Below are 17,730 nucleotides of genomic sequence, written 5' to 3'. Positions count from 1 at the left end.
ATGACCGTGCCCCCGCTGCCCGCCGAATGGCTCGCCGAGCCTCCGATCCTCGACGACATCAGCACCGTCGATGGATGGCAGCACTACGTCGAGCACCGCGACGCCTACCAGCCGCCCGCGCTGATCAGCCGCGCCGAGTACGACCGGCTGCCCGACGGACACCGGAGCCTGTATGACATGGCGCGCGGAATCGGCATCGCGAACCTGCCCCGGCACGACACCCCGATGGGCGTCGCAACGACGGCCGCCATCGCCACGACGCTGCGGCTGAACACCGACAACTCGGCTCCGGGTGTCCGGCCGGGGCTGTTTGTATCCGCCGACGCGGGCCTCGGTAAGAGCACCCTGGTCCGGGAGATCGCAGCAGAGTTCGACACCAGCCTGCGCCAGAAGGCGCAGTTCTTCCCTGGAGTCGTCGGGAACCGGGACCGGTGGATTCCCGTCGCTTGGGTGAACGTGCCGCCCAAGGTCACCATCAGCGGCCTGTGCCGCGACATCCTCGCCTTCTATGGCGACGTTCCTCGCAGCCGCACGTACGAGCCGGAACTGACCGCCCGCGTCCGGCAGATCATCGTCGAGTGCGGCACCCGACTGCTGGTGCTCGATGACATCACGCGGCTGAAGATGCACCGTGAAGCCGACCAGAACGCCGCCGACTTCATCCGCGCGCTGATGGAGACCGGCGCCACCGTCCTCGGGATCGGCGTGAACGTCGAACAGTCCGGTCTGCTCTATGAAGGGCAGGCCAGCACGAGGAACCGGCGTCTGCTGACGCAGACCCGCCGCCGGTTCACCGTCCACACCCTCGGCTCGTTCACCGACGAGACCAGCGAGGCGTTCGCGGGCTGGTTGTCGCACCTCAAGGCCATCGAGGAAGACCTCCCGCTGCTCGACAAGGCCCCCGGCATGCTCACCGGCGACGACACCCCCGCGTACCTGCTGCGGCGTACTGGTGGCGTCGTGGGAACCCTGACCCGTCTCGTCTCCGAAGCATCCATCGGTGTGCTCGGGCAGCGGCCGTCCGGACCACGGACCGGTGAATACCTGTCCCGCGAGGTCCTCGACTCGATCGTCCTTGACCACGCCGCCGAGAACCAGGGCCTGCCCGAGCCCACCGCCCTCAGCCCGAAGGCGACCGCCCGTCGGGGCCGCGCACGCAACGGAGCCTTCAACGGCAAGCGCGCCCGCGACGGTGCCGCATGACCACGCACCCATCCGTCGCACTGCCCCGCCCGCTGCCGCGCAGCCTCGCGCCTCAGCACGCGGAGACCTTGAGCGGCTACCTGCTCAACCTCGCTCACCGGCTCGGCGACCGTCCCATCGATCTCGCCCACCGGATCGGACTGGAGCACACCGCGACGGCCGGAAGCATCGATACCCGGTTCGCTGTCGCCATCCCGGACGAGATCGCCGCCCGGTTCGCGCACGCCTGCAACCTCACCGCCGACGAAGCGGCCCGGCTCACCCTGGCTCGCTGGGACGGTCTGCTCTTCGACAGCAGCGCGCCTGGCAAGGCCGCTCGGACAGTGCAAGGCAACGGCTGGTTCGTTCCCGTCCTCTCCCGCGCGTGTCCGCTCTGCCTGGCCGACACCGACTCCACCGCTCCAGAACGGACGACGTGGCAGGCCGCCTGGAAGACCCCCTGGGCGGTCGCCTGCACCCGGCACGGTGTCCTGCTCGAAGACACCTGCACCAACTGCGGTCAACCGTTCGGCGCCTCGGGCACCCGGATCCGCAGCCTCATTCCCAATCCGGCATTCGACGCCCTGCACCCGGCCGCTTGCCGCAGCCGTCCAAACGGCGCAGCGGCCCTGTGCGGTGCCCGGATCGACCGGCAGGCCGCCGAACCCTGCCCCGAGCCTCTGCTGCCGCTCCAGCGGCATCTGGACGGGCTCCTCGACGGCACCGCCACCGAGGTCCGCAGCCTCGGCGTACCGGTCACCCCGGCGCAGCACGTCCGCGACCTCCGCGCGCTGGCCGTTCTTCTGCAACTCGCCGACCACCGGCCGCCGACCGGCTCCCTACCCGAAGCCCTTACCAACGCCCTGGTGCACCACCTCGACGCACGCAAGGACCGCCGCGCCAGCCGGGGCGACAACGACCGCACCGATCGCACCTGGACCGAGCCGCCCACCGACACCCGCGTCCTCGCTGCGCTGCTGCACCAGGCCGCCCTCATTCTCGACCTGCCATCCCCCGAAGACGCCCGCGACCTGCTGCCCCCGCTGGTCGCCGCCGCCGACGAGCACGAGCGTCTCGCCTGGAGCCGCGTCCGGTCCGCCGCCCAGCCCTCTGATGGCCTATTTCGCTACTTCGCCCCCAAGCGCGCGGGCACGTTCAGCGTCCACATGCTGCGCGCCGCCTGCCCCAACGGTCTGACGATCACCAGCGACCACGTCCCCGCCTACCTCGACCAAGAGCGCTACGACCGGTGGTTCGCCACCTTCGACCCGTCCGAACAGCGCAACATCCGCCGCGCGGTCCCGATCGCAATCGTCCAACTGATCGAGGACTGCGACCTCGACACCGCCGCCCAAACGCTGGGCATCCCCCGCGTCAGCGCCCAGGCCGCCCTCATCCGCGCTGGGCGGGCCTGCAAGCGCACCGATCGCGACGACGAGTTCCGCAGGCTCATCGGCCAGGTTGCCCAGGACCTCCAGGCCGACCCGGTCAACTACGGCCACCGCCGCCGCCACCTCGACGCCGCCTGGGACATCCCCGAGACGGACTGGCGGCGCCTCGTCGCGGAGATGGTCACCGCCCGCGTCGCCCGCAAGGACACCCCCTGGGACCAGCGCCGCAGCGACCTGCGTATCTGGCTCTGGAGTCACGTCACCTGCGGCGACGCCGCCCTCGCGCCAATGATCCAAAGCAAGTCGGCCACCCGGCGCTCGACTAACGAGGCCATCTCCTCGTACAGCACGCTCCGCCGCCGCGCCACGCCCGCGCTGACCGAGATCGTCTGCCGCTACGCCGAGCGAGTCACTCAGCAGATCGCCGCGAACAGCGCCCTCTAGGCGGGCTGTTCGAGCACGTCAGTGCTGCGACGCCCCTCAGCCGCCCCGCTGATTGGCGCCGGTGGCCTATGCGCCGTCCAGACTCCCTCTGCGGTCAGGAGCGGCGACTCCTTCACGCATGACGCGATGCCAGCGAGCGTGGCAACCGCGACACAGCCAGGCCGTCGGCCAGAGGTCGGCCTCCTCCACTCCGAACAGCGCTCTGGGAGCGAAGTGGTGCAACTCTGTGTCGAGGGCACGGCAACGGGCGCACGGTTCGCCCTGACCGTGGTGATCACGGAACAGAGGCAGTGACTCCAGGTCGAAGTCGCGGTTCCGGTAGCCCGCCTTCAGGTCCCAGCACCGAACGCAGACAGCCTTCACCTCGTACAGCCCGTTTGCTTTCCGGATCTTGGCGAAGTCGCGGGACTCGTGCGCACAGGCATGTCGACATGGCCAACAGACCGGGTTCGGGCTGTCGTTCACCGTTCCGCAGGCGCAGACCCTCACCTGGACACCAACCCCGACTTCACCACCAGCGCAGTCCTGCTCAACTGTGGTGTCCAAGAACGGCCGTCCTGCTCAACTGTCCTATCCAGACCGCAGTCCTGCTCAACTGTCCTGTCCAAAGCCAGTCCTGCTCAACTGTCGTGTCCAAACGGGCCTCGCGAGGCGCTGAGCAGGCGCAAAACCGCAGGACGTCCTGCTCAACTGTGGTGTCCACCGCCGCTTGTGCTCACGTTCGGTGTCCATTGCTCAACTATCGAGTCCGGTCACAGGTCAGGCGATGTCGGCGAGCTTGGTGCGCAGGTGGAGGACGGCCTTGGTGTGCAGCTGGCAGATGCGGCTCTCGGTGACGCCGAGGACGCGCCCGATGTCGGCGAGTGTGAGGCCCTCGAAGTAGTAGAGGGAGACGACGACCTTCTCCCGCTCCGGCAGCTGCTCCACGGCGCGGGCCAGGAGCTGGCGGGCCTCGCCGTGCTCGGCCATGGCCTGCGGGTCCAGCGCGGTGGGGTCCTGCAGCGTGTCGCCGAGACGGGGCGCGCCACCCTCGTCGTCGGTGAGCAGCTCGTCGAGGGCGACGACGTTGACCAGCGAGAGCTGGCCGAGGAACTTCCGGATGTCGTCGACGTCCATCTCCATGGCGTCGGCGACCTCCTCGTCGGTCGGCGTCCGCCGGTACTTGGCCTCCAGTTCGGCCACGGTGCGCTCGAACTGGCGGGCCTTGACCCGCACGGACCGCGGGATCCAGTCGGTGTTGCGCAGCTCGTCGATGATCGCGCCGCGGATGCGCGACATCGCGTAGCTCTCGAACTTCACCTCGCGCGTGGGCTCGAAGCGGGTGATGGCGTCGATGAGCCCGAACGTGCCGTAGGAGATGAGGTCGGCCTGCTCGACGTGCGCGGGCAGACCGCTGCCGACCCGGCCGGCGACGTACTTCACCAGCGGTGCGTAGTGGAGGATCAGCCGGTCGCGGAGGGCGGAGTCCCGGTCCTCGACGTACCGGGCCCACAGCTCGGCCAGCATGGCGTCGGTGTCCTCGCCGGACTCGTCGAGCCGGTGGATCGTTGCCTCAGACACGGTGGCGCTCCTCGGTCGTGCTGCGGGGTCCCCATCCGTGGTCCCGCTCGGTCATGACTGCCGCTGTTCTGGCCGCCTCACGGCCCCGCGGCTCAGGCACGTGGATGTGCCTGGGCGTGGACCGCACGGAGCCGCTCGACCGTCACGTGCGTGTAGATCTGCGTCGTCGCGAGGCTAGCGTGGCCGAGCAGTTCCTGTACGGAGCGCAGGTCCGCGCCGCCTTCGAGGACGTGCGTCGCGGCGGAGTGACGCAGCCCGTGCGGGCCGATGTCGGGAGCGCCGGGGACCTTGGCCGTGGCGGCGTGCACCGTGCGCCGGGCCTCGCGCGCGTCGAGCCGGCGGCCCCGCAGACCCAGCAACAGGGCGGGGCCGGAGTCGGGTGTGGCCAGTGCCGGGCGACCGCGGGTCAGCCACGCGTCCAGCGCCCGCTCGGCCGGGACGCCGTAGGGGACGCTGCGCTCCTTGCTGCCCTTGCCCAGCACGCGGAGCAACCGGCGTCCGCGGTCGACGTCGTCGATGTCGAGGCCGACGAGCTCGCTGACGCGGATGCCGCTCGCGTAGAGCAGCTCCAGGACGACCGCGTCGCGCAGCCCGACCGGTTCCTCGGCGCCGGCCGCGGCCTCGACCAGCTCGCGGGCCTGGGCCGGTGCGAGCACGTCGGGCAGCGTGCGACGGGCGCGCGGGCTGACCAGCCGCTGGCCCACGTCCTCGGGCAGCAGCTGGGCCTTCCGCAACCAGGCCGTGAAGGACCGCGCGCTGGCGGCGTTGCGGGCCGTCGTCGAGCGGCTGTGGCCGAGCGTGCGGCCCTGCGCCAGCCAGCTCCGCAGCGCGGCGAGGTCGAGGTCGTGCGGCTGCTCGCCACCCCTGCGGGCGAGGTGGTCGAGCAGCCGGACCGCGTCGCCCACGTATCCCCGGACAGTGTTCTCCGAGAGGTCGCGCTGGGCGGTCAGATGCTCCTCGTACCCGGCCAGCGCCTCCGCCAGCGCGGGCGGCAACCCGGCGCGGACCTCTGCGGTGCTGGTGGACACGGGGGCACGGTCCGTCGGCGCGTCGCGCTGGTCAAGGCGCCGCGCCGGTCGGTTTCGGTGGCGGGCTGACCCGCCAGCCCGTACCGGTCCACTGGACGAGCTCTGCCAGTTCCAGGGCCGGAAGGACGCGGAGCACCTCCAGCACCTCGCATCCGGCCAGGACGGCGAGCCGTTCGGGGCTCACGCCGACGCGGACCGGGCAGGCATCGAGCACCCGTGATGCAAGATCGGACAACCCGTCACGGGGTGAGGCCGGGCGGTCGACCGGGGCGGCGAGATCACTGCCAAGACTGCCCACCGCCTCGATCACCTGGGCCGCCGAGGTCACCAGCCTCGCGCCGGACTCCTCCTGTCGCAGCAGCTCGTGGCAGCCGACGGACAGCGCGCTGGTCACGGGGCCGGGCACGACCAGCACGGGCCGGCCCAGCTTGCGCGCCCGCAGGGCCGTCGCCTGCGCGCCCGACCGGGCCGCCGCCTCGACGACGACGGTGCCACGGGTCAGCGCGGCGATGAGGCGGTTGCGCACGAGGAAGCGGTGGCGCAGGGGCGCGCAACCGGGTGGCCACTCGCTGACCAGCAGGCCGTCGTCGACGATCCGGTGGAAGAGGGCCCCGTTCCCGGCGGGGTACGGGCGATCGACACCGCAAGAGAGCACCGCGACGGTCGGCGCACCGGCGGCCAGCGCTCCCCGGTGCGCGGCGCCGTCGATGCCGAAGGCGCCACCGGACACGACGGTCCAGCCCCGCTCGCCCAGCTGATGACCGAACTCCCCCGCTACGTGCTCGCCGTAGGCGGTGGCCGCTCGGGCGCCCACCACGCCCACGGAGCGGTCGGTCACCTCGTCCAGGCGCGCAGCTCCGCGGACCCACAGCGCCAGCGGGGGCACGAGCGCCCGGGTCCGGTCGGTCTGGTGCTCGCGATCGAGCGGCTCGTCGGCCGTCGCCACCGCGAGCGCGTGCAGCCGGTAGGCCGGCCACTCGTCGTCCTCCGGGACGACGAGCCGGGCATCGCAGCGCTCCGCCCTGCGGAGGTCGGTCAGGGAGGCGTCCTCCTCCGCCCGGGCGCCGACCAGGGCCCGGATGCGGTCGGGGGCCGCGCCCGAGCGGATCTCCCGCACGGCGCCCAGGGGACCGACGTCGTCCACGTAGCGCCAGAAGTCGACCGTGCCGGGTTCGACGGCTCGGGTCAGCCAGGCACGAGCGCGGCGCAGTCCCGGGTGGACGCCCGGCACGGACGAGCCGGCCGCGGCGTCCTCGAGGTCCTCGTCGAAAGTGGTCATGCCGCGGCCCGCTGCAGCCGCATGCCGAGCGCCTCGGCCACCTGGTCCGGTCCCGGCACGGTGACTCCGGCGAGGTCGGCCAGGGTCCAGGCGACCCGGACCACCCGGTCGAAGCCGCGGACAGAGATGGCGCCGCGCTCGAGCGCACGCTCCGCCAGGCGCAGGGACGCTCGCGGAACGGCGAACCGTTCGCGGAGCATGCGTCCTGGCACCTCGCTGTTGAGGGCCAGCCCCGTACCGGCGAGCCGCTCGCCCGCGGTCGCCCTCGCGTCGGCGACCCGGCGGGCGACCACGGCGGTGGACTCCGGGGCCGGTAGCCCGTCGAGCCACGCGGCGCGGGTCACGGGTGGCAGCTCCACCCGGAGGTCCACCCGGTCGAGCAGCGGGCCCGACAGGCGGGCCTGGTAGCGGCGGCGCTCCAGGGGGCTGCACGTGCAGGCGGTGTCACCGGCGGCCGTGGCACACGGGCAGGGGTTGGCCGCCAGGACCAGCTGGGCACGGCAGGGGAAGGTGGCGGCGCCGGCTGCCCGCTGGATGGTGACCTGTCCCCGTTCCAGCGGCTGGCGGAGCGTGTCGAGCACCGCCCGGGGGAACTCCGGCGCCTCGTCCACGAAGAGGACCCCGCGGTGGGCTCGGCACAGCGCACCGGGCCGGATCTGGCCCGAGCCACCGCCGATGAGCGCGGCCATGGTCGCGGAGTGGTGCGGTGCCTCGAAGGTCGGCCGGGTGACCAGCGGGGCGTCCGCGGGAAGGGTGCCGGCGATCGAGTGGATGGCCGTCACCTCCAGCGCGGCCTGCTCGTCGAGCGGCGGCAGCAGACCGGGGAGGCGCTCGGCGAGCATCGTCTTGCCGGCTCCCGGCGGCCCGGCGAGGTACAGGTGGTGTCCCCCGGCTGCGGCCACCTCCACCGCCCGCCGCCCAGAGGCCTGCCCGACGACGTCGGCGAGGTCAGGTCCCGGGGCCTGCGGAGGCACCGCGCCCCGCTCGTGCGGTTGCAGCCGAGCCGTGCCCTTGAGGTGGTCCACCAGCTGGGCGAGGGTCTCGACGGCGAGGATCTCCATGCGGTCGACGAGCGCCGCTTCCGCCGCGTTGACCGCGGGCACCACGACCTGCGCGTGCCCGGCCCGGGCTGCCGCGAGCACGGCGGGGAGAACGCCGCGGATTCCGCGCACCGAGCCGTCCAGTCCCAGCTCGCCGAGCAGCACCAGGCGGTCGACGGCTGCCCGGCGCACCGTGCCGGCGGCGGCGAGCACGGCCGCTGCCAGCGCGAGGTCGAAGCCACTCCCCTGTTTCGGCATCGACGCCGGCGAGAGCCCGATCGTGATCTTGCGGGCCGGGAACTCGCCTCCGGCGTTGGCGATCGCGGCGCGAACCCGGTCCACAGACTGCCGCACCACAGCGTCGGGGAGGCCCACCAGCGCCACCCCCGGCAGCCCGGCCGCGATGTCGACCTCGACCTCGACCATGGCGCCCCGGACGCCGGCGAGGCCGACCGACCACGTGCGGGCCAGGGTCACGAGAAGGCTCCGCGCAGGTGCGTGACCAGGGGCGGCTGATCGCGGCGCACGAGCACACCCACCACGTCGAAGCGGACGTCCGGCGCGTGCTCGTCGTGCGCCGCGAGCCAGCGCTGGGCCAGCAGGCGGATCCGGCGTCGCTTGGCCGGGGTGACGGCCTCGACGGGATGCCCGTAGCCGAGCCCTCGACGGGTCTTCACCTCGCAGAAGACGAGAGCGTCGCCGTCACGGGCGACGAGGTCGATCTCGCCCTCGCGGCACCGCCAGTTGCGGTCGAGGACTCGGAGGCCGGCGTCGGTCAGGAAGGCGACAGCGATGTGTTCACCGGTGGCGCCGAGTTCGGAGGTAGGAGGCACCCGTCGACCGTGCCCGGGAGCAGGCCCGGAGCGAAGCAGCTCCGGCCACCTGTGGACGGCGCCGACCGCTGTGGACCGAGCCGCTCACGTGGGCTAGGTCGACCACCCGGTGAGGACGATGACCAGGGCGATGAGGCCGATGACGACAGCGGCCACCGCGAAGCTGGCCAGCATCAGCCACCAGTAGCCGGCGGTCCATGGCCACAGCGGGGCCGCACCCCGGTGCGCCTTCTGCACCCGCCGGGTGTTGGCGAAGCGCTCCTCGATGACCGGGAGGCCGCTGGCGTCCAGCACGCTGAACGGCCACATCTGCTCGAAGGCGTACTGGGGCAGCAGCCGGCTGCGCGCCAGCACCTTGCCGGCGCCGTCGACCAGGAGCAGGCGCCCGGCCAGGTCGACGTCCCAGAGGCTGCGGGGGTAGATCGCCCGCACGAGCCCGGCGAGCTCACCCGGCCCGTCCCCGAGGCGGAACTCGCGCGGCCGGTCGCAGGCGACGTCGCCGGTCCAGTTCGCGGTCCCAGCGGCGCGGTCGACCACGAGCCGGCACTGCTCGAAACCGCGCCGTGGGTCGGGCCATGAGATCCCGGTCAGCTCGGGCATGGGCGGACGGATCTCCACGGCGCTCATGCCCCCACCTGCAGCTGGACACCGGCGCTGAGCTCGTCGAGATCGGGCAGCCAGCGCTCGACCTCGGCAGTATCGGGCAGCGTCGTCGACAGCACCCAGGCCCCCTGTCCGAACGGGAACAGGTAGGCGATGTGGTCGGAGATGGTCCGGTCCTCCTCGGCCCTTGCCCGTTGCCTGATCCGCGTGCGCGGCAGCCCGGGTCCACTCATGTGCTCCACCTGCGGGGTCAGCAGCTGCTGGCCGTCGGGCAGCAGGATCTCCTCGACCAGCCGCGCCCCGTCGGTGCCTCCCGAGCAGCGGATGCCGGTGAGCCGCAGCACCGCACGCGGGCCCCGGGCCGGCTCCGGGCAGAAGACGAAGGCGCCGAAGCACGGGACGAGGAACGCGCTGCGCGCCATGACCTCGAGCGTGGCGGCGAGCACGGCGACGTCCTGCACGCCGTGCGGCTGCCCCGTCGCCTGCCACAGGGCCGCGGCGGCGGCCGGCGCCCAGGCGTCGACGTCCTCACCCCAGGAGAGCTGGACCCACGCCGGGGAGAAGTCGACGACGATGTCCGGCGGGCCGTCGGTCACCGGCTCACCCACCGGAAGCTCGAGGCCATCACGTCGAAAAGTTTCACCAACGGCGGCCCCAGCGCCTCGACCGGGGTCGAGAAGGTGAGCACCAGGAGACCGTCGCCTCCGGGCAGGGGCACGAAGTAGTCCACCTGCGTGATGCTCAGGACCCCACCGGCCAGCCCCGCCTCGGGCTCGACCCGCTCGCGGCGGTCGGTCAGCCGCCGGACCGCCGGCGCACCGGCAATCTCGACCACCCCCACCTCGCGGACCGCCCTGCTGCGGGTGCTCGCCACGAGCGTCCCCGCGAGGGCGTCGAGCGCATCGCCGTCACCGCGCCCTTCCAGGACGCTGACCACGGCCGACGCGGGAACGGGCTGCCCCGCGACCGGGTCGACGCTGAGCAGCACGTCGATGCCGCCCTTGCGGGCGGCGGTGCCGAGGACAGCGGTCAGCTCGCGGGTCAGCCCGGTCCGCAGCGTTTCGCGGTGCTCCGGGGGCGCCGCACCCAGCCGCTCGGCCACGAGCGAGCGGACCCTGAGCGGCACCCTGTCGTCGAGCGGGATGCGCGCCCACCCCGGGGGCAGGAGCATCGTGAAGTCGCGCACCACCGCGCCGGGGGCGGTCACCGGAGGTGCATCAGCGGCATGGACCACTGATCGACGATCTCGGCCCGGACCTTCTGGTCGGTGGCCTCCTGCGCCGGCTCGCTGACGTAGTCGCCGTAGGTGTCCAGGCCGCCCTGGATGCCGGTCACGAGACCGGGGGCGGTGACGCCTGCGATGGTCATGCCCTGGGCGAGCCGCCCGAGCGCCCAGGCCACCTCGCTGTCGGGAACCCGCGTGATGATCTGGTTGATCGCGGTGAACGACTGCGCCGGCGCGCGGTCCCCCAGGGCGAGGAGCCGGCTCAGCCGCGTGCTGGGCGCCATCGCGAGCGCCTCCACCGCACCTCGGGCCGCGGTCGCCTGCTCGTCGGCGGTGGTGAACGCGGCCCGCAGGCCTGGCGAGACGCTCAAGATCTGCTGCCCGAAGGGCACGCGCCGGGCCGCGTCGTAGAGCAGCCCGGAGCGGCCGGTCGACGTGAACGCCGCCCTCCCGGCGGAGGCGCCGGCCACCCGTCCACCGACGCGGGAGGCGACACCCGTGAGCCCGCGCGCGGCGCGGCCCACGCCCGCGCCGAGGCCGAAGGTGAGCAGCCCGGCGAGGTCCCAGAGGACGTCGGCGCCCGACCCGTTGTCGGTCAGCCAGAGGGCCAGGTGCCCGCCGAAGGAGATGGCGGTGAGACCCGCTCCGATCGCCATCAGGACCGGTACCGCCGCAGCCAGCAGCCCGCCCGTGGCGAAGACCCCGATGACCAGGGCAGCGATCGTCAGCACCAGGACGATCGCACCGATGGCATCCAGGACGGCGGAGAGGAAGTCGGCGTGCTTGTCCCACCAGCTGTCGGCGAGGCCGTCGTCGGCCCGGCCCTCGCGCAGGATGCGGGCCGCCTCCTCGGCGAGGTCGTGGTAGTCCTCGACCGCCTGCTCGTAGCGCTCGCGCGCATCGCCCAGCCGCGTGGCGGCTGCGTCCACGGCGTCCTGGTGCCGGCGCCGGTCCTCGGTCGCCAGTGCCAGCTGCTCCGGGGTGGCGTCGACTCCGGGCGCGGTCGGCGCCGAGGAGGAGAGCGCGCGCTGCTCCTCCACGGCCTCCTGGGCATTCCGGACGGCGGCGTACGCGGTGCGCTGCAGGTCGTCCAGGCGGTTGCCGAAGTGCGAGAGCGCCCGCGCGGCGGCGGCGTAGCGGTCTTTGGCCGTGAGGATGCGCTCCGCGAGTTCGCCAGCGACCTCGACGACGTTCTCGCCCGCCTGCCCCTTCCAGCCCTGCTGGGACCGGGAGGTCAGGCGCTCCAACTGGGCTGCCTGGGCCTCGATCTCCGCCGCGGTGTCGGCGTAGCGACGGGCGAGGTCGGTGACGTCACCGGCATCGCCGGGGACCCCGTTGGACCCGTCGAGCGGCTGGAACGACGCGGGAGCGGTGGGGCTGACGCTCATGCTCCACCTTCCGCCGTCGCCGTCTGGATGGAGTTGGCAAGGTCGTTGTCGACCTGCACGTAGGCGTCGTGGCTCTCGGTTGCGGCCTCGTAGACCGCCTGCAGCGACTTCAGCAGCTTCTCGCGGTTGTGCTTCCACTCGTCGACGAACTCGCGCATCTCGTCGAGCAGCGCATTGCGGCCGATCGCCGATTCTGCGTCCTCGACGATGTCCGCCGCGCGCTCGAACTCGTGCATGAGCATGCCGAGGCTGCCTGCCGTCTCGCGCAGGAGCTCGAGATCGACTTCCAGATCACCCACGGCGCACCCCCGACGTCACGATCAGGGAACGTATCCGTTCCGCTTGCGACGTCGCCAGCCGGGATGCGGACCGCCGTCCCCCGCGGCTACGGCAGGCGGGGGTTCTCGGGCAGCTCGAGGTCGGGCTTGTCCAGCTCCTCGACGTTGACGTCCTTGAACGTCAGGACCCGGACATTGCGCACGAAGCGCGCCGGCCGGTACATGTCCCACACCCAGGCGTCGGAGAGCTTCAGCTCGAAGTAGATCTCTCCCCCGGCCTCCCGCACCTGCAGGTCGACGGAGTTGGCGAGGTAGAACCGCCGCTCGGTCTCCACCACGTAGGTGAACTGGCGGACGATGTCCCGGTACTCGCGATAGAGCTGGAGCTCCATCTCGGTCTCGTACTTCTCGAGGTCCTCGGTGCTCATCGGTCCTCGGTGCTCGTCAGGGCTCGGGACTCAGGGCGCATGGCCCCATCATCGACCATGCCGGGCGAACCGGTCACCCGGGCCGCGTGCGCGTCGCGGGCGGCCCGCACGTTGACGAAGCGCATCCGGTGCTCCGGGCAGGGCCCGTGGCGCTCCAGGGCAGCGCTGTGGACGTCGGTGATGTAGCCCTTGTGCCCCGCGAAGTCGTACTCCGGCCAGCGCTGGTGCAGGTCGAGCATGATGCGGTCCCGGGTCACCTTGGCCAGCACCGAGGCGGCCGCCACGCACGCGGCCACGCGGTCCCCCTTCCACACGGCGAGCCCCGGCCGGGTCAGGCCGGGCACCGGAAACCCGTCGGTCAGCACGTAGTCGGGCCCGGGGTCGAGCAGCGAGACCGCGCGGCGCAGCGCCTCGATGTTGGTCACGTGCATGCCACGGGCGTCGAGGTCCTCCACGGGCAGCACGACGACCGACCAGGAGACGGCGCGCTGCACGATCTCCTCGTACACGCGCTCGCGGGTGGCCGCCGTCAGCAGCTTCGAGTCGGCCAGCCCGGGCACCCTTCCGCGCTTGCCGGCGGGCAGGATGCAGGCGGCCGCGACCAGGGGGCCCGCGCAGGCACCGCGGCCGGCCTCGTCGGCGCCGGCGATCGCCTCGAAGCCCCGGCGGCGCAACGAGCGCTCCATGTCCCAGAGCGCGTCGGGCCGGTCGGCGGCAAGGACACGGCGGACCGGGGCCGAGCGGGTGTGGGTGGGACGAGCAGCCATCGCGGCACGACAGTACGACGCCGCGAAAGCACGCGGGCCGGCCCCCGTCGAGGGGGCCGGCCCGAGATGCCGGAGAAGGTGGTGCGGGTGGATCAGATGTCGGCGGTGACGTCCGTGTCGGCCTGCAGGGAGTGTGCCCCGCAGGTGCAGCCCGGGGTCCGGGAGGACAGCACCAGCGAGACCGCGTGCGCCCGGTCGCGGGCACCCAGCTTGCGCAGGATGGCCTTGACGTGGCTCTTGACGGTGTCCTCGCTGATGAACAGGTTGCGACCGATCTGCCGGTTGGACTGACCCTGCAGCAGCTCGTCCAGGACGTCCTGCTCGCGCCGGGTCAGCGGCACCTCGGGGGTGAACGGCTTGGCGGCGGGCACGGCCGACGGCTCGACCCGGCGGATCTGCGGGTCGACGACGGTCCGGCCGGCGCGGGCGGCCAGGATGGCCCAGCCGAGCAGCGTCGGCGAGGTGTTGATCATGAGGTAGCCGCGGATGCCGGCGGCCAGGGCCTCGTTGACCACGGCCGGGTCCTCCGACGTCGCCAGGGCGACGATGGCGACACGCGGGAACCGACGACGCAGGTCGCGGCAGGCGTTGAGGGTCGCGGCGCGACCCTGGCCCAGCTCGACCACGACGGCGTCGGGGCGGGCGGACTCGGCCAGCGTGAGGGCGCGCCGCAGCTCGCCGGGGGTACCGACCGACTGCATGCCGGCGGTCTCGTTGATCATGCTGACCAGCCCCCGACGCAGGACGGGCGCGTCGGCGAGGAGGAGCACGCGGGTGACTCCGCGGGCGGTGCTCGCCACAGGTGCAGACACAACTGACTCCGTTTCATTTCTCCGGGAACGTGCAATGCATCCATCGGAAGGGTGAAACGGTTGCTTGAATGCTTTCCCAGCAATTTTTTCTACTGGTACACGCACGGCGTAATCATTGGGGCCACGTCACTCGCGTAACGCGGCGACCATTCCGGCTGCGGACGTGGCAGCTAGACGCCCCGGCGGCGAGCCCGTCGTTGACGGCGCCAGGCGCTCACCGGCACGGCGCCGGCCAGGCCGATCACGTAGGGCGCGGCCACGATCGCCCCGACCGGGGACTGCGAGCGCACGACCGGCCCACCGGCGGCCTCGACCCCCTGGATGTCCGGGTCGTCGAGCGTCCCGAAGCGGCTCAGCGGCCACACGATGAGCGAGCCCTTGCCGATCACGTCGTCGACGGCGATGGTGCCGCTGTACTTGTCCGACCGGTGCTCGCGCGAGTCGGCGGAGGAGGACCGGTGGTCGCCCATCACCCACAGCCGGCCCTCGGGGACCACGACCGGCGAGAACGAGCGCTGCTCGATCGGGGTGTTCTCGAAGATGTAGGGCTCATCGAGCGGCTTCCCGTCGACGGTCACCCGCCCCTCGGCGTCGCAGCACTGCACCGTCTGGCCCTCGGTGGCGATGACGCGCTTGACGAAGTCGTCCTCGCTCGGCGGCGCGACCCCCAGCGTGCGACCCAGCCAGAGCATGGCGCCGCTGAACCAGTTCGAGGGCTCCTCGACGCTGATCTCCGGGGTCCAGGTGTCGGGCCCCTCGAAGACGACGATGTCGCCCGGCTCTGGCTCTCCGAACCAGTACGGCACCTTGTTCACCAGCACGCGGTCCCCGGTGCAGCCGGGGCACCCGTGCAGGGTCTGCTCCATCGACCCCGAGGGGATGAAGAAGGCCTGGACGAAGAACGTCTTCACCACGAGCGCGAGCACGAAGGCGATCAGCAGCAGGACGGGCAGCTCCCGCAGCAGGGAGCCCTTCTTCCGATCCTTCTTCTTCGCCGCCGTCGGCTCGCCGGCCGAGGACGTCGGCTCGGCGGTCTCACCCTTGCTCTGGGCGTCGGATCCCTCGGGGTCCCCGGGAACGACGTCGGCGGGCCCCCCGGGCCGGTCGCTGCTCATCACGAGCAGCGTACGGCGCAGGGGACCCGCCGAGTTCCAGCCGGTGCTCCCGGCTGACAGGCGTGTCCGCGACGGATCAGCGGGCGACGGGCTCGCGCTTCTCCTTGATCTTGGCGGCCTTGCCGCGCAGCTCGCGCAGGTAGTACAGCTTGGCGCGACGCACGTCACCGCGGGTCACGACCTCGATCTTCTCCACGACGGGGGTGTGCACCGGGAAGGTGCGCTCGACCCCGACACCGAAGCTGACCTTGCGCACGGTGAAGGTCTCGCGGATGCCGCCGCCCTGACGGCGGATGACGACGCCCTGGAAGACCTGGATGCGCGAGCGGTTGCCCTCGATGACGCGGACGTGCACCTTGACGGTGTCACCCGGGCGGAACGAGGGGATGTCGTCACGCAACGAGTCGGCGTCGAGTGCGTCCAGGGTGTTCATCTCGGCAGTCCTCAGTCTCAGGTGGCTCGTTCTCGGTTCGGACAGCGGAACGCCCCGGCTGTCCGTTCCGGGGAGCTGCGGCTCCTCCGGGAGCTCCCGACGGCGGTGCCGTCGGTCAGCAGCGACTCTCTACTGTGCCACATCGTCAGCCGACGATGCGCGGCGGCCCCGTCCACGGACCGCGGCGCAGCTCCGCCAGCAGGGTCGGCATGTCGGCGGGCACGAGGTCCTCGGCGGTGCCGGCCAGCTCCGCCGGTGTCCACCAGCGGTGCGGCTCGTCGGCCAGGAGCTCCAGCTCGGTCAGCGCACCCGGCACGACCTCGTGCACGACGTCCCGCAGCACGAAGAAGGTCTCGCGGGTGTCGAAGACCTGGTCGCCGAACGGGCCGACGTGCCGGCGCAGCCACACCGGCCCCTCGAGCGCGGCGGGCTCCACTTCCAGCCCGATCTCCTCGGTGAGCTCGCGGACGGCGGCCGCGCGCAGCGTCTCGCCGTCCTCCACTCCCCCGCCGGGGGTGTACCAGAACAGCACCTCGCCCGGGGGGAGCGACGGATCCGGGAGCCGGGCGCCGAGCAGCAGCACCCTCCCGTCCGGATCCAGGACGACGACGCGCGCCGTCGTCCGCTGCACCGGCCGGTCACTCACCGGTCAGGGCCGCCCGTTCGGTATCGGTCAGGGCATCCCCCGGCAGTGCGGCCAGGAGGTCGGGCCGGCGGGCCGCCGTGCGGCGCAGTGACTCCGCGCGGCGCCAGCGCTCGATGGCGGCGTGGTCCCCCGAGAGCAGCACCGGGGGCACCTCGTGCCCGCGCCAGGTCGCCGGCCGGGTGTAGGAGGGCCCCTCGAGCAGACCGTCGGCGTGCGAGTCGAACTCGGCGGACTCGCGGTTGCCGAGGACCCCCGGGATCAGGCGGGTGACCGCCTCGGTCATCACGAGGACGGCGGACTCCCCGCCCGCGAGCACGTAGTCGCCGATCGACACCTCGGACACCGGCCCGGCGTCGGCGGCCCAGTCGGCCACGCGCTGGTCGATGCCCTCGTAGCGACCGCAGGCGAAGACCAACCCGGGCTCGGTGGCCCACTGCGCCGCCATCGCGTGGGTGAACCGCTCCCCGGCGGGCGTCGGCACCACGAGGCGCGTGCCGGGCGGGCGGACGGCGTCGAGCGCCTGCCCCCACGGCTCGGGCTTCATCACCATGCCGGGGCCGCCGCCGTAGGGGGCGTCGTCGACGGTGCGGTGCACGTCGTCGGTCCACTGCCGCAGGTCGTGCACTCCGACGGTGACCAGACCCTTGTCGATGGCCTTGCCGAGCAGCGACTGGCGTAGCGGAGCGAGGTACTCCGGGAAGATCGTGACGACGTCGATCCGGAAACCCGTCACAGGTCGAGCAGCCCCTCGGGCGGGTCCACCACCAGGAAGCCTCCGGCGATGTCGACGGTCGGGACGATCGCCGACACGAACGGGACCAACGCCTCGCCGCCCTCGGCGCGGCGGACCACGAGCAGGTCCTGCGCCTCGTGCCGGACCGCGGTGACCTCGCCGAGCGCCGAGCCGTCGGGTAGCCGTGCGGCCAGGCCGACCAGCTGGTGGTCGTAGTACGAGTCGGGCTCCTCGATCTCCGGCAGGTCCTCGATCGGCACCAGCAGGAGGGTGTTGCGCAGCTCGTCGACGGCCTCCCGGACATCGACGACGTTCCCGGCTGCATCGACGAGCTGGAGCAGCAGCGTGCCGCTGTGCCACCGCTTGTCGACCACGGTCAGCGGCCCGCGCTCCGCGGGGTCGGTGAGCAGCACCGAGCCGGGAGCGAAGCGGAGCTCGGGGTCGTCGGTGCGGACCTCGACGGTGGCCAGACCACGGACACCGTGGGGGCGGCCGATGCGGCCGACCACCACGGTGTCCGTGTCAGGGTTGCGCGGGGTGCTCAA

20 protein-coding genes are annotated in these 17,730 nt (G+C 72.5%); 2 read left to right on the top strand and 18 right to left on the bottom strand.

Features of this window, described 5'->3' with window-relative positions; genetic code table 11:
* The gene (locus DQ237_RS08925) at positions 1–1,203 is read left to right on the top strand and encodes an ATP-binding protein (protein WP_113799262.1); all 1,203 of its coding nucleotides are present in this window, start codon (positions 1–3) and stop codon (positions 1,201–1,203) included.
* Positions 1,200–3,017, top strand: coding sequence for a TniQ family protein (locus tag DQ237_RS08920; RefSeq protein WP_113799260.1), 1,818 nt, complete (start codon positions 1,200–1,202; stop codon positions 3,015–3,017). Before DQ237_RS08925 ends, DQ237_RS08920 begins: the two co-directional genes overlap by 4 nt.
* 759 nt (positions 3,018–3,776) lie before the next feature.
* On the opposite strand, the gene whiG is transcribed toward DQ237_RS08920, so the two are convergent.
* The 18 genes from whiG to rimM all read right to left on the bottom strand — a co-directional run bounded on the left by whiG (position 3,777) and on the right by rimM (position 17,730).
* Entirely contained in the window at positions 3,777–4,577 is an 801-nt protein-coding gene (gene whiG / locus DQ237_RS08915; protein ID WP_113799258.1) for an RNA polymerase sigma factor WhiG, read from the bottom strand.
* Between the two features lie 92 nt (positions 4,578–4,669).
* The gene (locus DQ237_RS08910; protein ID WP_113799256.1) at positions 4,670–5,605 is read right to left on the bottom strand and encodes a tyrosine recombinase XerC; all 936 of its coding nucleotides are present in this window, start codon (positions 5,603–5,605) and stop codon (positions 4,670–4,672) included.
* A 31-nt stretch (positions 5,606–5,636) separates the two neighbouring features.
* Positions 5,637–6,884, bottom strand: a complete 1,248-nt coding sequence (gene dprA, locus DQ237_RS08905) for a DNA-processing protein DprA (protein WP_113799254.1) — start codon at positions 6,882–6,884, stop codon at positions 5,637–5,639.
* Positions 6,881–8,401, bottom strand: coding sequence for a YifB family Mg chelatase-like AAA ATPase (locus DQ237_RS08900; RefSeq protein WP_113799252.1), 1,521 nt, complete (start codon positions 8,399–8,401; stop codon positions 6,881–6,883). The genes dprA and DQ237_RS08900 overlap by 4 nt, the downstream gene beginning before the upstream one ends.
* Positions 8,398–8,757 carry a YraN family protein gene (locus tag DQ237_RS08895; protein WP_113799250.1) on the bottom strand — a complete coding sequence of 120 codons (360 nt, stop codon included), beginning with the start codon at positions 8,755–8,757 and terminating at the stop codon, positions 8,398–8,400. Before DQ237_RS08895 ends, DQ237_RS08900 begins: the two co-directional genes overlap by 4 nt.
* Positions 8,758–8,850: 93 nt before the next feature.
* Complete coding sequence (locus DQ237_RS08890; RefSeq protein WP_113799248.1) at positions 8,851–9,384, bottom strand: hypothetical protein; 534 nt, start codon at positions 9,382–9,384, stop codon at positions 8,851–8,853.
* Positions 9,381–9,956, bottom strand: a complete 576-nt coding sequence (locus DQ237_RS08885) for a hypothetical protein (RefSeq protein ID WP_147251767.1) — start codon at positions 9,954–9,956, stop codon at positions 9,381–9,383. The genes DQ237_RS08890 and DQ237_RS08885 overlap by 4 nt, the downstream gene beginning before the upstream one ends.
* Positions 9,953–10,567: a hypothetical protein gene (locus DQ237_RS08880; RefSeq protein ID WP_113799244.1), complete on the bottom strand. Its 615-nt coding sequence runs from the start codon at positions 10,565–10,567 to the stop codon at positions 9,953–9,955. The genes DQ237_RS08885 and DQ237_RS08880 overlap by 4 nt, the downstream gene beginning before the upstream one ends.
* Positions 10,564–11,973 (bottom strand): hypothetical protein, encoded by a 1,410-nt coding sequence (locus DQ237_RS08875; protein WP_113799242.1) that lies wholly within the window; start codon positions 11,971–11,973, stop codon positions 10,564–10,566. Before DQ237_RS08875 ends, DQ237_RS08880 begins: the two co-directional genes overlap by 4 nt.
* Positions 11,970–12,272, bottom strand: a complete 303-nt coding sequence (locus tag DQ237_RS08870) for a hypothetical protein (RefSeq protein ID WP_113799240.1) — start codon at positions 12,270–12,272, stop codon at positions 11,970–11,972. The genes DQ237_RS08875 and DQ237_RS08870 overlap by 4 nt, the downstream gene beginning before the upstream one ends.
* 86 nt (positions 12,273–12,358) lie before the next feature.
* On the bottom strand, positions 12,359–12,679 hold the full coding sequence (locus tag DQ237_RS08865) for a DUF2469 domain-containing protein (protein ID WP_113799238.1): 321 nt from the start codon (positions 12,677–12,679) through the stop codon (positions 12,359–12,361).
* A complete protein-coding gene (locus DQ237_RS08860; RefSeq protein WP_113799236.1) occupies positions 12,676–13,446 on the bottom strand; it encodes a ribonuclease HII in 771 nt (256 codons plus the stop codon). The genes DQ237_RS08865 and DQ237_RS08860 overlap by 4 nt, the downstream gene beginning before the upstream one ends.
* Positions 13,447–13,538: 92 nt before the next feature.
* A complete protein-coding gene (locus DQ237_RS08855; protein WP_113799234.1) occupies positions 13,539–14,258 on the bottom strand; it encodes a response regulator transcription factor in 720 nt (239 codons plus the stop codon).
* A 170-nt stretch (positions 14,259–14,428) separates the two neighbouring features.
* On the bottom strand, positions 14,429–15,373 hold the full coding sequence (gene lepB / locus DQ237_RS08850; RefSeq protein ID WP_113799232.1) for a signal peptidase I: 945 nt from the start codon (positions 15,371–15,373) through the stop codon (positions 14,429–14,431).
* A 76-nt stretch (positions 15,374–15,449) separates the two neighbouring features.
* Entirely contained in the window at positions 15,450–15,806 is a 357-nt protein-coding gene (gene rplS, locus DQ237_RS08845) for a 50S ribosomal protein L19 (RefSeq protein ID WP_113799230.1), read from the bottom strand.
* A 145-nt stretch (positions 15,807–15,951) separates the two neighbouring features.
* On the bottom strand, positions 15,952–16,452 hold the full coding sequence (locus DQ237_RS08840; RefSeq protein ID WP_113799228.1) for an NUDIX hydrolase: 501 nt from the start codon (positions 16,450–16,452) through the stop codon (positions 15,952–15,954).
* Positions 16,445–17,185, bottom strand: coding sequence for a tRNA (guanosine(37)-N1)-methyltransferase TrmD (trmD, locus tag DQ237_RS08835; protein ID WP_113799226.1), 741 nt, complete (start codon positions 17,183–17,185; stop codon positions 16,445–16,447). Before trmD ends, DQ237_RS08840 begins: the two co-directional genes overlap by 8 nt.
* Positions 17,182–17,730 (bottom strand): ribosome maturation factor RimM, encoded by a 549-nt coding sequence (gene rimM / locus DQ237_RS08830; protein ID WP_113799225.1) that lies wholly within the window; start codon positions 17,728–17,730, stop codon positions 17,182–17,184. The genes trmD and rimM overlap by 4 nt, the downstream gene beginning before the upstream one ends.

This window comes from Blastococcus sp. TF02-8 (assembly GCF_003319175.1).
In the GTDB taxonomy this organism is placed as follows: domain Bacteria; phylum Actinomycetota; class Actinomycetes; order Mycobacteriales; family Geodermatophilaceae; genus Blastococcus.
The sequence above is the reverse complement of the archived record's forward strand: the minus strand, read 5'-3'. Positions and strand labels throughout refer to the sequence as shown.

Bases quoted from the DNA above. Each gene is read 5' to 3' on its own strand.
- DQ237_RS08925 (WP_113799262.1), top strand. From the start codon at position 1: ATGACCGTGCCCCCGCTGCCCGCCGAATGGCTCGCCGAGCCTCCGATC.
- DQ237_RS08920 (WP_113799260.1), top strand. From the start codon at position 1,200: ATGACCACGCACCCATCCGTCGCACTGCCCCGCCCGCTGCCGCGCAGC.
- dprA (WP_113799254.1), bottom strand. From the start codon at position 6,884: ATGACCACTTTCGACGAGGACCTCGAGGACGCCGCGGCCGGCTCGTCC.
- DQ237_RS08890 (WP_113799248.1), bottom strand. From the start codon at position 9,384: ATGAGCGCCGTGGAGATCCGTCCGCCCATGCCCGAGCTGACCGGGATC.
- DQ237_RS08875 (WP_113799242.1), bottom strand. From the start codon at position 11,973: ATGAGCGTCAGCCCCACCGCTCCCGCGTCGTTCCAGCCGCTCGACGGG.
- DQ237_RS08865 (WP_113799238.1), bottom strand. From the start codon at position 12,679: ATGAGCACCGAGGACCTCGAGAAGTACGAGACCGAGATGGAGCTCCAG.
- DQ237_RS08860 (WP_113799236.1), bottom strand. From the start codon at position 13,446: ATGGCTGCTCGTCCCACCCACACCCGCTCGGCCCCGGTCCGCCGTGTC.
- lepB (WP_113799232.1), bottom strand. From the start codon at position 15,373: ATGAGCAGCGACCGGCCCGGGGGGCCCGCCGACGTCGTTCCCGGGGAC.
- rplS (WP_113799230.1), bottom strand. From the start codon at position 15,806: ATGAACACCCTGGACGCACTCGACGCCGACTCGTTGCGTGACGACATC.